The organism is Thiothrix sp. UBA5583 (genome assembly GCA_002425225.1).
Classification (GTDB): Bacteria; Pseudomonadota; Gammaproteobacteria; order Thiotrichales; family Thiotrichaceae; genus Thiothrix; species Thiothrix moscowensis.
On sequence record DILV01000007.1, the window covers coordinates 13343 to 27896 of the forward strand.

A 14554-nucleotide genomic window follows, 5' to 3' on the forward strand; every position below is an offset into this window, starting at 1 on the left:
TTAGACTAATTGGCTTGGTGAGTGATGAGCTAATAGTACAACAGTCGAAGGAGGATGCTTGAAACCACGCAATAACAAAATTGGCGGCTGCCGTGTCGGTGCTGTTCCACCTGACGCCAAACGCCGCAAGGTTGGACGTTCTGCTGCCAAGCCCTTGCCTCCCAAAGTTGACTTGCGCCCTTACCTGACTTCAGTGGAAGAGCAGGTTGGTAATAGTTGTGTAGCCAATGCCTGTGCTGGTGCGTATGAATACCTTGCCAAGCGTACCCTGGGTGATGCTGCTGATGTCAGTCGCCTGTTCATCTATTACAACGCCCGTCTGGAAGATGACGATGTTGAACAGGATGAAGGCACTTCCATGCAATCCGCGATTGAGGGTTTGAAAAAATACGGAGCTTGCCGTGAAGACCTGTGGCCGAATGATGAAGACAGCATCATTGCTGAACCCGCAGAAGAAGCCTATCAGCATGGCGCTTATTTCAAAATTGCGGAAGCAGAATACGTCGAAACCGATCTGGATTTGTACCGTCATACCCTAGCTGACGGTTATCCGATTGCTTTTTGCCTGAATACATTTACCTCATTCGATCATGCCACCGATAACCGTGGGCGTGTACCCATGCCCAGAACAAGCGAGCAGGAACGTGAAGAGCATGGCTGGCACGCCATGTTGTGCGTGGGTTATCTGGACAAGGACAAGATGTTCATCGTGCGCAATTCCTGGGGTAATGAATGGGGTGACAAGGGTTATTGCTACATACCTTACAAGTACGTTATCCACAGTGACTGGAATGGGCATGATACCTGGATCATCAAGTCGGTCGAAGATCTGGATTTTGCTCAGGAAATCGAGTCGGAAGATGATAGCTCCTACTTTGCCGAAGACGGTTCCGTCCAGTTGTTTGATTTCTATGTTGCGACTGATGATGTGGAGGGTTTTGCCACTGCCCTGGAACAACTGTGTGAGGAATATGCCACGGATGAGGAATTCTATTTCGATTATGAGGAAACCGAAGAAGAAGGAGTCACTTACGCTGAAATCAGCAACTTTGATATTGCCCTGGAAGACCCGGAAGGTTTTTTGGAGGAATTGGATGACCTTTGTAACGAGTGGGCGGAAGATGAAAACTATGATTTCAGCGTAGAGGGTTACGAAGAATCCGGGGAGGAAGAAACGGAAGAAGAGGGGGGCGAAGAGGTTGAAGCTCTGACTCTGAGCGGTTTTTACATCTATACCGAACGCGGCGAAAAGGTTGTTGAGCGGATTGACAAACTGTGTGCCAAGCACACCACGGAAAGCGACTACTACAGCTTTGAATGGTCAGAAGATGCAGACGATGACGGGACTTATATCGAGTTTTCCACCTTTGAAATCATCCCCAATGATGAGGATGTTTTTCTGGAAGAGCTTGAAGCCTTGTGTGAAAAATTGGCAGACGAAAGTGGCTACAACTGGGAATAGCTATAGCGTCGCCGCAGGCTTGAACTCCAGCGACTTCAGCAGTTCCGTATTGTTCAGCAGTATCAGGGCATTTTCCGGGCTATCAATGAAAGGGTTGCGGATGCCCCGGCGGGTGTAAACCCAGTTGTTGTAGGCAATCTCCCAGGCACTAGGGCTGTCGAGCTTGGCCCAGTGAATCAGGGTGTCGATATGGCGGTTGTAAAGCTCGTCGATTTCATACACCAGCAGCATGTAAAGGATGGAGCGGGCAATGTCCCCTCGGTTACGGGACGGGATGACCCACTCATGGTCTGCATCGAAGCCTGTCCCGGAAAAGTTTTCCGGGTGCAGCTCAATCTGGTAAGGGCGCACAATGTGGTCGTCGTCCAAATCAAAGCGGAAGTTGGAGCGTTTGGCATTCAAGCCGCGTTCTGACGGGGCAAGGTTGAAAGGATTGACGGTTGCACCGTAGCGCACATGGCGGGGTGCGCCCTTGCGTGCCAGATAACGGTCAAGAAAATCACGCGGAATGATGTGCTCGATGCTGTGGCGCTGTTTCTGGTAAAGCTCGGAAACCGGCAACGTACCATAAAGTGCTGTCACCCAGCCGTATTCGGTATCAAAGAAAAACGACCAGAAATTTTTCCACTTGTCGCGGCTGTCCCACTGGCGGAAGTGCTGGTAGGACTGATACACACCACCTGCGTATTCGACAAAATCCTGCCGGGTAATGATGTCAGCGAGGGACGTGACCAGATGCGCCGGTTTCTGCCGGATACCTTCCACATGCTCAGGCAAGGCATCACACGGGCGTAGTTCCACACAAACTTGCCCATGGTCGGATTGCAGGCGGTCGTCGATACCATCCCTGTCCAGATGCTGATTCCAGACTTCATAAGCGGCAACTTCTGCCTTGGCTTGTGGGTTTTTGCTGTTGAGTACATTGGAAACCAGCACGTAATCCAGCACACCGCCATCGCCACGCCGGATATGGGTAAACGGGCGCACCCGGTGGCGCATGTTGGGTGCCAGCCGGAAGGTATCGGTTAAACGGTATTCGTGCAGGTGTTGGGTAATGCCTTGCGGCCAGTTGTCTTCATCCAGCCCACCGATGCTGTGGACACGTTCCTGCATGGTGAGGGCATCCAGTGGGATCGAATCCTGGCTGTCGTTGAGGTCGCCCAGTACCACAATCGGGTGGTTGGCATCCTGTTCCAGTTGCTGGCTGATATGGTGGTAGACCAAGGTGGCTTCCATGCCGCGCTGGAACAGGGAAGCAATCGTGCCGCGTGACAAGCGGCGCAAGGTATCGCGTACCCGATGGTTCCATTCCAGCTTGTCATCGTAATGCATGTCAAGACTGACCGGGCGTTTGGATTTGAGGTGCAGTACATAAACGCTCAACTTGCCCAGTTCCGGGGTATCAAGCTCCGCACACACCGGGCGGCGGCTGAAGCGGAAGCTGTCAGTAATGGGTAAATCCTGCCGAATATCGGCTGGAATTTCCAGCGAATGGGTACGTACAACCGGAAAACGAGATGCCAATGCAACCACAGAGCGGAAATAGACGGCTGGATCTTCCGGCTTACTGCCTGGTTCATCCACCGTGACGAAATGCGGGTAGCCTGCGGCAATACACAGTTCACGCAGTGCCGGTATGCTGAAAACTTCTTGAAAACCAACCACATCGGCATCCATTTCATACAGGCGCTGGCTGATCCAGGCGGTTTTCTGTGCCCATTCGGTAGCGGTGTAAGTGTTGTGTGGGTCACGTGCGTACCAATAGCTGTCGCTGGCAACGAACTGGTACAGGTTGAAGGTGGCAAATTTCATGGCAGTTCCCGTTCATCTGTTATTTATTGGGCATCCATTACGATCTGGTTTAGTGTAGTCATCACAAAAAACAGCAATAAAACTACACTTTTCGTCATTCTGTAGTCTAACGTTTAAGATAGACTAACAGGCAAGAGTTTCACGTTATTATCCAAGGGAAACGACATGAGCAATATCTTTCGCCATTACCAGTCCCGCTACGAAACCTTACAACAAGAAGAATACTCGTTACAGGAATACCTCGACATCTGCAAGCAAGATCCGATGGCTTACGCTACCGCTTCTGAACGGATGTTGTTCGCCATCGGTGAAGCAGAACTGGTGGACACTTCCCGTGATCCACGTTTAAGCCGAATTTTCGCCAACAAAATCATCCGCCGTTACCCCGCGTTCTCTGAGTTTTACGGGATGGAAGACTGCATTGAGCAGATTGTGTCCTTTTTCCGTCATGCCGCGCAGGGTCTGGAAGAAAGCAAGCAAGTGTTGTACCTGCTGGGGCCGGTCGGCGGCGGCAAGTCTTCACTGGCTGAGCGTCTGAAAGCCCTGATAGAAAAAGCGCCGATCTACTGCATCAAGGGTTCCCCCATCAATGAATCTCCGTTGGGTTTGTTCAATGTTGAGGAAGATGGTGCGATTCTGGAAGAAGATTACGGCATTCCGCGCCGTTACCTGAAAACCATCATGTCGCCGTGGGCGGTCAAACGTATGCATGAATACGGTGGTGATATTACCCGCTTCCGAGTGGTTAAGCGTTACCCGTCACGCCTCAACCAGATTGCGGTTTCCAAAACCGAACCGGGTGATGAAAACAATCAGGACATTTCTTCGCTGGTCGGCAAGGTCGACATTCGCAAGCTGGAAGATTATCCACAGAATGACACCGACGCTTACAGTTATTCCGGTGGGTTGTGCCTGTCCAATCAGGGTTTGATGGAATTCGTGGAAATGTTCAAAGCGCCGATCAAGGTGCTGCACCCACTGCTGACCGCAACCCAGGAAGGTAACTTCAATGGCACGGAAAGTATTGGTGCGATTCCGTTTTCCGGGATCATTCTGGCGCATTCCAATGAATCCGAATGGCAGACCTTCAAAAACAACCGCAACAACGAAGCCTTCATTGACCGGGTTTCCATCGTCAAGGTGCCTTACTGCCTGCGTGTGACCGAAGAAGTGAAGATTTACGAAAAACTGTTGATCAACAGTTCCCTGTCACAAGCACCTTGTGCGCCGGATACGCTCAAGATGCTGGCGCAATTCAGCATATTGTCACGTCTGAAGGAACCGGAAAATTCCAGCCTGTTTTCCAAGATGCGTATTTACGACGGTGAAAACCTCAAGGACATCGACCCCAAGGCTAAGACTATCCAGGAATATCAGGATGCGGCTGGTGTGGATGAGGGCATGAGTGGGCTTTCCACCCGCTTCGCTTTCAAGATTTTGTCCAAGGTGTTCAACTACGATGCCACCGAAGTAGCGGCTGACCCTGTGCACCTGATGTATGTGTTGGAACGCCAGATCGAGAAAGAGCAATTCCAGGCAGAAATCCAGGCACGTTACATCCGTTTCATCAAGGAGTATCTAGCACCGCGCTATGTCGACTTCATTGGCAAGGAAATCCAGACCGCTTACCTTGAATCCTATTCCGAATACGGTCAGAACCTGTTCGACCGTTACGTGACTTATGCCGACTTCTGGATTCAGGATCAGGAATTCCGTGATCCTGAAACCGGCGAATTTCTTGACCGTGCAGCACTCAATGCCGATCTGGAAAAAATCGAGAAACCGGCAGGTATCAGTAATCCAAAAGATTTCCGTAATGAAATCGTCAACTTTGTGCTGCGGGCGCGTGCCAACAACAATGGGCGCAACCCGGCCTGGACTAGCTATGAAAAGCTGCGGCGTGTGATCGAGATGAAAATGTTCTCCAGTACGGAAGACTTGCTGCCGGTCATTTCCTACGGTGCCAAATCGTCGGCGGATGAACAGCGCAAGCACGACAATTTCGTCGAGCGCATGATGAAGCGCGGTTACACCGAGAAGCAGGTGCGTCTGTTGGCTGAATGGTATCTGCGGGTGCGCAAGTCGCAGTAAAAGGAGTGCCGTATGGCCTACATCGTCGACCGTCGGCTGAACAGTAAAAACAAGAGTTTGGTGAATCGGGAACGTTTCCTCAAGCGTTACCAGAAGCAGATTCGCCGCGCCGTGTCGGATGCAGTCAGCCGCCGCAACATCACGGACATGGAACAGGGGGAAAGTATCACCATCCCCAAGCGCGACATTTCCGAACCCGTGTTCCGGCACGGGCAGGGTGGCAAGCGTGACATTGTACATCCAGGCAACAAGGAATTCGTGCAAGGCGACCGTATCCAGCGTCCGCCCGGTGGGGGCGGCGGTGGCAGTGGTTCCGGGCAGGCGTCGGCAGATGGCGACGGCATGGATGATTTTGTTTTCCAGATTTCGCAAAAGGAGTTTCTGGAGTACCTGTTTGAAGACTTGGCTTTACCCAACATGGTCAAACGCCAGTTGCTGAGTATGGATTCCTTCGATTATCACCGTGCCGGTGTCAGTGAAGTGGGCAATCCGGCTCAGATCAATATTGTGCGTTCCATGCGCAGTGCCCATGCTCGCCGTATTGCCCTGCGTGGCAAAGATCGCCGCCGTCGCAAAGAAGTGCTGGCAGAATTGGCGGCACTTGCGCAGTGTGACACCTGTGACGAAGTGGAAGAACAGCGTTTGCTGCTGCAAGCCGAGCTGGAACACCTGAATGTACGGGTTCATGCCATTCCCTGGCTGGATGATTTTGACCTCAAGTACAACCTCAAGGTGAAAGTACCCCGCCCATCCCCCAAAGCTGTGATGTTTTGTGTGATGGATGTGTCAGGCTCCATGACGCAAGACATCAAGGATGTTGCCAAGCGTTTCTTTTTCCTGCTGTATCTGTTTCTGAAAAAGAATTACGAGAAGATTGAGGTAGTGTTCATCCGTCACCATACCCAGGCGCAGGAGGTGGATGAGGAAACCTTCTTCTATGCCCGCGAGACTGGCGGTACAGTGGTTTCCAGTGCCCTCAATCTGACAGGTGACATCATCAAGGAACGCTATTCGCCGGATGCGTGGAATATCTACGTGGCGCAGGCATCCGATGGTGACAACTGGCATGAAGACAACCAGCGTTGCCATGATGCCCTGATCAGTAACATCCTGCCATTTGTGCAGTACTACACCTATATCGAAATTGGCGACCGTGACCCGCAGGGCTTGTGGTATTTGTACGAGCATCTGCAACGCGATTTCATGGATCGTTTTGCCATCCAGCGGGTGCGCAACAATGCCGAGATTTATCCGGTATTTCGCGAGTTGTTCAAGAAACATACGGGTGAGGAGATAACATGACGGTCCAAACAGCTAACGGCAAACATTACATTTCGACCAGTTCTGAATGGACATTTGAGACCATCGAAGCCTATACCCGTGAAATTGGGCGTATCGCCAAAGACAAATTCCGGCTGGATACCTATCCCAACCAGATTGAAATCATCCGTTCCGACCAGATGATGGATGCGTATGCAGCCATTGGGATGCCTGTTTTCTACAATCACTGGTCTTACGGCAAGCATTTCGTCAATGTCGAGCAAAACTACAGCCGTGGGCGCATGGGGCTGGCGTATGAAATCGTCATCAATTCCAACCCCTGCATTGCCTATTTGATGGAAGAAAATACCCTGACCATGCAGGCGCTGGTGATTGCACACGCTTGCTACGGGCACAATTCGTTTTTCAAGGGCAACTACCTGTTCCGTACATGGACAGATGCGGAAGCCATCATCGACTACCTGATGTTTGCCAAGAAATACATCACGCAGTGCGAAGAGCGCTACGGAGTCGAACAGGTGGAGCTGTTGCTGGATTCTTGCCATGCCTTGATGAATTACGGGGTTGACCGTTACAAACGGCCTTCACCGATCTCTGCTGCCGAGGAGCAGCAACGCCAGCAAGAGCGCGAACGCTACATCCAGCAGCATCTGAATGATTTGTGGCGGACTCTGCCACACCGTGGGCGTGAACGTGACGAGGAAAAGGCGGTACGCAATTTCCCTGAAGAGCCACAGGAAAACATCCTGTATTTCATCGAAAAAAATTCACCGTCACTGGATACTTGGCAGCGTGAAATTATCCGTATCGTGCGTAAGGTCGCGCAGTATTTTTACCCACAGCGCCAGACCCAGGTGATGAACGAGGGTTGGGCAACCTTCTGGCATTACACTATCCTCAATGAAATGTACGACGAAGGGCTGGTGAATGAAGGTTTCATGATGGAGTTCCTCACTTCCCACACCAATGTGGTGATGCAGCCGGGATTCGACAGCCCCTATTACAATGGCATCAATCCGTATGCGCTAGGTTTTGCCATGATGACTGACATCCGCCGTATTTGTGAAAAGCCGACGGAGGAAGACAAATATTGGTTCCCGGACATTGCCGGTTCAGATTGGGTAACAACTCTGGATCATGTGATGCGCAACTACCGGGATGAAAGTTTCATCCTGCAATTCATGTCGCCGAAAATCATGCGGGATTTCCACTTGTTTGCCCTGGAAGATGATGATCGTAAAAACACCATTGATGTAACGGCCATCCATAACGATGAAGGCTACCGGCGTTTGCGTGAAACCTTGTCACAGCAATACAACCTGAGCCATCAGGAGCCGGACATTCAGGTGGCGCGGGTCAATTTGCGGGGCGACCGTTCCTTGTCCTTGCAGCATGTGTTGACCAACCGGCGTCCCCTGAACAATGATGTGAATGAAATGTTGCGGCATGTCCACCGTTTATGGGGTTACGACGTCCATCTGCATTCCGTGGAAGCCGATGGACGGGTCGTGCGTAGTTATCATCTGGTGGGTGAGATGGTGAATGCCTAAAAACCGAATTTTTTCAGGCCAACATTGACGGTGCGGGTGGGGCAGTTACCCCGGAACATGTCCCATTCCTCGCAACGCTTGCCATCGGACAGTATGCAGTAAGCAACTTCGCCTTGTGCCGTGCGTTCGATCTGCAATTTGCCGTTCTGCTGGATACAGTTCATGGATGCAGGGTTGGCGGCACGTGCTGATGCCGGGTCGGTTGGAATGGATGCAGGCTTTGGTGCTGGTGCAACTGCCGTACATGCAGTCAGGACAAGCGCACATCCGAGCATGGTGATGGTCATTAATGGTTTCATGTGATTAATCCCCCAGTTCAAAAGAGCAGCTTATTCTACTGCAAGACAATGTGTATTTCCTGCTTGAAAATAGCACGGCTCATAAGCCGTGACCGCTTGAATATAAATTGTTTTTAATAACTAATTCTTCGACTTTCACTAAAATATATGCATAATGGACAGCCGCAGGGTATTTGTCATGAATGTGTGTAGTGGTGTTATCAATGGATGAAATACATGTTTCTATTGATTCGACCGTAGAGAATCGAGTCGTAGCTGGTCAATATGTGCTGGAATCACTGATTGCCGAGACAGCGCTGGCAACATTTTTCCGTGCACGGGATCGGATGACACTGGAAGTTGATGGTACAGAAAGCCGGGTGATCCTTGCTGCGGTAGTGCCTACCTTGGTTGCTTATCTTGGTTTTGAGAACACCTTGCAACGGGTGCTGGAAGAGTTTGATAAACCGACGTCACCGTTGAGTGTTGCAGGTGCTTATCAGGATGCAGATACCTGCTGGCTCATTTATAACGAAAGTGCCGGTCACACCATTTCTGAAATCATTCGGCAACACGAACACGATGGCAAGACTTTCTCTACCACAGAAGCGCAAGCCATCCTGTTCAATATTTTCCGTGCAGCCAAGCATTTTATTTCACGTGATGGTTACGGGTTTCTGGAGCCAGGGGCGATTTTGTGTACAGGTAATGCTTGCAAGCTGCTGAATGCCCCGCTGGCTGTCGTTTTGCGCGTCCTGACTGGTGTGTCGACACAACAACGAGTATCCCTACAGCTTGAGTCTGCTTATATTAGTCCTGAAGTGGCGAACGGCTTGTTGCCTGTTGTCCCGGATGACACTTTTTCCCTGGCTGCTATTGCTTACCATTTATTGGGAGGGCGCAGACCATTTGCGGATGCCAGTAGCCTTCAGGCAGAAGTTCAACGGTTAGCTCCTGTTCCTTTGGCGGTACTTGGAGGGGCTGGCTGGAAGGTTGTTCAGCAAAGTCTGGCATTCCAGCGGGTCAAGCGGCAAATGCTGCCTTACGACTTGTTGCAGGGCATTGCTGGCGGTGTGTTTGATGAGGATGAGTCACCTGTTGAGCAGTTACCCAAAAAAGCAGGAAAAAGTGGCGTTTTGCCCCGAGCCATGGTCATGACTGGTGTTGGTTTGCTGTTAAGCTATGGTTTTTACCATGTTTATCAGGAGACAAATATTGAGACAGTAGCACGGATAGAGACCCAGCAAGAGGTGTCAATCGTTGAAAAGCCGGTGGGTGTGGCGGCATTGACGCTGCCTGTGATGCCGAAGGAAGCCAGTGGGCAGGCTGTCAGCAATGTGGGTGCTGAGAAATCCTTGACAGTTTCTGTCCAGCAAGCAGCAGATACACCAGCAGATCAACCTCGACCAATGGATAACGGGGAAGCCGTAGAGCGTGCTTTGTTAAGTAGCACGGATTCCAGCAAAAAGAACGAAGAGAATACGGCGAGCGAACCCAGTAACCAGCCAACAAGAATTGTTCAGAGTCGGTCAGAGCCAGCGGACAAAAAAGAACAAAAACGCGAAGTGGCAGCTCGACAACCACCCCAGCCGCTACCATCGCCTGTTACTTGGCAGCCAGTTCAGCCAACTCCAGTAGTCGCGTATCAGCCACCCGTTCCACCAGCAGCAAATGTAGTTGCACAAACACAAGTGCCTGCGGCTGTTACCTATGTTTCCACCCGTAAAGTCGTTCCCGTAAATCCGACTACCTTTGTTGTCGTAGGGGGAGTCGCCGAGAAGACGCCAAGCCCGCGAAAGGTTGCCCAAGTCGGGGCAAACACTTTCGTTGTCACGGTTGACTGATGCTCGCCAAGCCTATTTGGCGCAGCGAATACAGAAGGTTGCGTAAGGCAGGGCATTCAGCCGTTCCGGGCTGATTTCTTCGCCGCAATTGGTGCAAGCACCATAGTCACCGGCTTCAATACGCTTGAGGGCAGAGCGTACCTGTTGCAGTTCTATACGAGTTTCTTCCTGAAGGTTGCGCAGTACGTCCTCGTTTTCACGTTCTGTTACCTGTTCGGCTGAATCAGCGCTATGTTCGCTGGTCAGGTCGCGGGTAATACCCGCCAAACGGGAAATCAGAGTTTTCTCCAGTTCCATCAGGTAGTTGTGCTTTTCTTCATGCATTACACTGTTCTCATTGCGGTAGATCAAGTGTTGATAATAGCGCATTGCTTATTATCCGCCATGACGAAAGGCAAGAATGGATGGTCTATGCTGACTGAACCCGTTATCATAAGCGGGTTCAATCTGACGAAATCCCTGATTCTGCGAGGAGCAGGTCAGGGATTCTCGTTCAGTCCCGGCGCGACAGATAGAGTACCATGCCCAGTTGATTATCCACGGCATTTTTCAGGAATGCCTGCAAGGAACTGAATCGCTCCAGGCAAGTTGCCAGCGCGTTTTCATTGTCCCATATTTGTGGGTATATATCGAAATCCAGCATTTTGCTGGCATCAAAACTGGTGGTCAGATCTCGCCGGGTTTTGCGCAAGACAGACCGGGCAATGCCTTCAACCTCTTTGGCTGTAAAGACTCTGGCGGGACCATAGCCTACATCCACATCACCGACGAATTCTCCTCCATCAATCAGGAAGGCATCTGGCAAGCTGCCGCACCATACTTCCTGACACATCAAATAATGGAGACCATGCCAGTATTCACCCAGACTTTCTTTGAAAGTTACTGGTTCGGGTTCAAAACTGTTGCGATGAAGCAAGCCTGAACCCATATTTTCTTCTGGCGAATATTCGTTTCGTGTTGTTAACAGATTGGAATATTGAGGAAAAACAATATCCCAAACCAGTCTGGGATATTGCAGTAAAATACCCGTATTGGCATCGCCAATAGTAGAAATGTCCAAACACACGCCCATGTGAAGACCTTTTCAAAAAACCAAGTTGACAGAGACTACTCATCGAAACGTGTAGATTAAAAACACGCCTGACGACATTATCTCATGAGATTAAAAAAAAACCATAATTAATATAATTAAATTTTTTTATATTATGTCTTTGTTTAATTATTTCTTAGCGCTATCCGGCGACTAAGCTCATTGGTGAATTGCCAAAAATCCTTTTCATTAGGATTTTCTTTCCATAGATAAATAAAATTTTCATTGCTCTGCAAGTGCCTGTAGATGACCAGATTAGCCGTATACATCGTGAAGCGATACAAAAGCACCAAGGTTGTGCCAGCAAAAATGGCTGACAAACCATACAGGGGAACAGAGGCATATTGTATCGCCCAAGTCAGCAGCAAAGCGGTGATGCTGCCAATGAACAAACTGTTTAGCAACCACTTCATGGAAAAGGTAGAGGCGTGAGTCGGGTTTGGCTGGATAACATCCAGCGGTATAGTGGTTTCATCTCGGCGGAACAGCGATTGTTCACGGATGGTAAGCGTGTCATTGTCACGCAGCACCAGCTCGCGTTTGCCGAACAGCCAATGCTTTTGGCGCAGACGGATGTCATAAATTTCATTCATGGGCAAAGTTTCTGGGATGTTTGGATGGGGCAGTCTCTACATAAAAGTATGCTAATTGCCGGAAGCCCCCGCCAGCCTGTGCCGACGATCCGTCCATTTTTGCGGACTGGATGATTTGCCCTGTTTGATGGCTTTGTTATCATGCGCTCCATTCATCACAACAATGAGTTTTGTATGCAAAGTATCCTTTCCCGCATCGCTACCGAATTGGCAGTCAGGGAGACCCAGGTCGTTGCTGCCGTTGAGCTGCTTGACGAAGGTTCCACTGTCCCGTTTATTGCTCGCTACCGCAAGGAAAAAACCGGGGGGCTGGATGATACCCAGCTACGTTATTTGGAAACCCGCCTTGGCAGCCTGCGTGAACTGGAAAAACGGCGTGAAACCGTCCTCAATTCCATCCGCGAGCAGGGAAAACTGACCGCTGAACTGGAACAGCAGGTCTTGCAGGCATCGACCCGTACCGAACTCGAAGACATTTACCTGCCTTACAAGCCCAAGCGCCGTACCAAAGCGATGATTGCCCGCGAAGCTGGAATTCAGCCGCTGGCTGAGGCACTGCTTGCCAACCCTGGTCTTGATCCTGAAAGCGAAGCAGTCAAATACCTAAACTCGTCGATGGAATTTGCTGATACCAAGGCAGTACTGGATGGTGCTCGCCAGATCCTGATGGAAGATTTTGCTGAAAATGCCGAACTCAGCGGGCAATTGCGCGAATACCTGTGGGAACAGGGCAGTTTTGAAGCCAGCGTCATCTCAGGTAAAGAACAGGAAGGGCAGAAATTCTCCGACTATTTTGCCTATGCGGAAGCTATCGGCAAAATCCCGTCCCATCGTGCGCTGGCGTTGTTCCGGGGGCGCAATGAAGGCATTCTTGATCTCAAGCTGGATGTACCTGTCGCTGAGAGTTCAAGCCACCCTTGCGAAGTCAGGATTGCAGCGGCTTTCAATATCCGTGATCAGGGTCGGGCAGCAGACCGCTGGCTGCTGGATACGGTACGTTGGGCGTGGAAGGTCAAGCTGCATAGCCGTTTGAGTGTTGACCTGAACCTGCGTTTGCGTGAACAGGCTGAAGCGGAGGCCATCCGTGTGTTTGCCGCCAACCTCAAGGATTTGCTACTGGCAGCTCCGGCGGGTTCCCGGGCAACGTTAGGGCTGGATCCCGGTTTGCGTACCGGCGTGAAGGTTGCCGTGGTCGATGCTACCGGCAAGTTGCTGGATACGGCCACTATTTACCCGCATGTTCCCAAGAAACAATGGGATCAATCCCTCGCTGTGCTGGCTGAATTGTGTGCTAAACATGATGTGGAACTGGTCAGTATTGGCAATGGTACGGCCTCCCGTGAAACCGACCAGTTGGCAGCAGACCTGATCAAACGTCACCCGGAACTGAAACTGTCGAAAATCGTGGTATCCGAAGCCGGTGCATCGGTGTATTCGGCTTCCGAGCTGGCAGCCAAAGAATTCCCGTTACTGGATGTATCCCTGCGCGGGGCTGTCTCCATCGCCCGCCGCTTGCAAGACCCCTTGGCAGAACTGGTCAAGATTGAGCCTAAATCCATCGGGGTAGGCCAATACCAGCACGATGTAAACCAGCCGGAATTGGCGCGTTCCCTCGATGCGGTGGTGGAAGACTGCGTAAATGCCGTGGGTGTGGATGTGAATATTGCTTCTGCGGCCTTGCTGGCACGGGTTGCAGGTCTGAATCAGGGCATTGCCGAAAACATTGTGGCCTTCCGCAATGACAACGGTGCATTCCGTAACCGTAACCAGTTGAAAAAAGTATCGCGCCTTGGGGCAAAAACCTTTGAACAGGCGGCGGGCTTCCTGCGGATTCGAGACGGTGAACACCCGCTGGATGCTTCAGCAGTTCACCCGGAAACCTATACTCTGGTGGAACAGATTGCAGCGGTTAACCGTAAACCGTTGGCTGAGATGGTAGGTAATGGTGAGTTTGTCAGGCAGTTGAAGCCGACGGATTATGTTACCGAACAGTTTGGTTTACCGACCATCCGCGACATCCTTGCTGAACTGGAAAAGCCGGGGCGTGATCCGCGCCCTGAATTTGTCACGGCAATTTTCCGTGAAGGTGTAAACGAACTTGCTGACCTGCAACCGGGCATGATCCTCGAAGGTGTTGTCACCAATGTGGCGAACTTTGGTGCTTTCGTCGACATCGGTGTGCATCAGGATGGCTTGGTGCATATCTCGCAACTGACCAGCAAGTTCATCAAGGATCCACGCGAAGTGGTACGTACCGGCGATGTGGTCAAGGTACGGGTGGAAGAGGTGGATGTGCAACGCAAACGTATTTCCCTGACCATGCGCCTGGATAATCCGGCTGAGCAAAAGGCGTCACCAAAGCCGGTAGCCCGTGAGCGTGATGAACGCAAACAGGCCGGTCATGCCGGGCAGCAGCAAGCAGGCCGGGTGCAGGGCAACAAAAAACCGGCCAGGGAAGTAGCGGCGGCTGCCAACTCAGCCATGGGTGATGCCTTGGCGGCAGCTTTTGCCAGATCACGCAAATAATGTTTTGGGCAGAATTGCCCAAAATAG

At 51.1% G+C, this 14554-nt stretch carries 11 protein-coding genes; 6 read left to right on the forward strand and 5 right to left on the reverse strand.

Translation table 11 applies throughout. The features are described 5' to 3' along the window. The first annotated feature begins 58 nt into the window (after positions 1–58). Complete coding sequence (locus B2U47_RS01345) at positions 59–1462, forward strand: C1 family peptidase (RefSeq protein WP_296677532.1); 1404 nt, start codon at positions 59–61, stop codon at positions 1460–1462. Here the strand turns inward: B2U47_RS01345 and B2U47_RS01350 are convergent, their stop codons facing one another. After that, a complete protein-coding gene (locus B2U47_RS01350; RefSeq protein WP_296677529.1) occupies positions 1463–3274 on the reverse strand; it encodes an endonuclease in 1812 nt (603 codons plus the stop codon). A 165-nt stretch (positions 3275–3439) separates the two neighbouring features. Here B2U47_RS01350 and B2U47_RS01355 point away from each other — a divergent pair, with 165 nt between their 5' ends. From B2U47_RS01355 to B2U47_RS01365, 3 genes are read left to right on the forward strand one after another with little or no spacing between them, the layout of a single operon-like run. Then, entirely contained in the window at positions 3440–5365 is a 1926-nt protein-coding gene (locus B2U47_RS01355; RefSeq protein ID WP_296677524.1) for a PrkA family serine protein kinase, read from the forward strand. 12 nt (positions 5366–5377) lie between these two features. Next, positions 5378–6667, forward strand: coding sequence for a YeaH/YhbH family protein (locus B2U47_RS01360; RefSeq protein WP_296677520.1), 1290 nt, complete (start codon positions 5378–5380; stop codon positions 6665–6667). Next, the gene (locus B2U47_RS01365; protein ID WP_296677514.1) at positions 6664–8196 is read left to right on the forward strand and encodes a SpoVR family protein; all 1533 of its coding nucleotides are present in this window, start codon (positions 6664–6666) and stop codon (positions 8194–8196) included. The genes B2U47_RS01360 and B2U47_RS01365 overlap by 4 nt, the downstream gene beginning before the upstream one ends. Here B2U47_RS01365 and B2U47_RS01370 read toward each other — a convergent pair. Next, positions 8193–8495, reverse strand: a complete 303-nt coding sequence (locus tag B2U47_RS01370) for a DUF333 domain-containing protein (protein WP_296677510.1) — start codon at positions 8493–8495, stop codon at positions 8193–8195. The two genes, B2U47_RS01365 and B2U47_RS01370, sit on opposite strands and share 4 nt — an antisense overlap. 203 nt (positions 8496–8698) lie before the next feature. Between B2U47_RS01370 and B2U47_RS01375 the strand changes: the two genes are divergently transcribed. After that, positions 8699–10318 (forward strand): hypothetical protein, encoded by a 1620-nt coding sequence (locus tag B2U47_RS01375; protein ID WP_296677506.1) that lies wholly within the window; start codon positions 8699–8701, stop codon positions 10316–10318. 12 nt (positions 10319–10330) lie between these two features. On the opposite strand, the gene B2U47_RS01380 is transcribed toward B2U47_RS01375, so the two are convergent. The 3 genes from B2U47_RS01380 to B2U47_RS01390 form a co-directional block, all read right to left on the reverse strand. Then, positions 10331–10642 (reverse strand): TraR/DksA family transcriptional regulator, encoded by a 312-nt coding sequence (locus tag B2U47_RS01380; RefSeq protein WP_296677502.1) that lies wholly within the window; start codon positions 10640–10642, stop codon positions 10331–10333. A gap of 169 nt (positions 10643–10811) precedes the next feature. Continuing rightward, on the reverse strand, positions 10812–11378 hold the full coding sequence (locus B2U47_RS01385; RefSeq protein WP_296683328.1) for a DUF1877 family protein: 567 nt from the start codon (positions 11376–11378) through the stop codon (positions 10812–10814). A 155-nt stretch (positions 11379–11533) separates the two neighbouring features. Continuing rightward, positions 11534–12001: a hypothetical protein gene (locus tag B2U47_RS01390; protein ID WP_296677496.1), complete on the reverse strand. Its 468-nt coding sequence runs from the start codon at positions 11999–12001 to the stop codon at positions 11534–11536. Positions 12002–12175: 174 nt separating this feature from the next. Between B2U47_RS01390 and B2U47_RS01395 the strand changes: the two genes are divergently transcribed. Continuing rightward, positions 12176–14527 (forward strand): Tex family protein, encoded by a 2352-nt coding sequence (locus B2U47_RS01395; RefSeq protein WP_296677492.1) that lies wholly within the window; start codon positions 12176–12178, stop codon positions 14525–14527. Positions 14528–14554 lie beyond the last annotated feature (27 nt).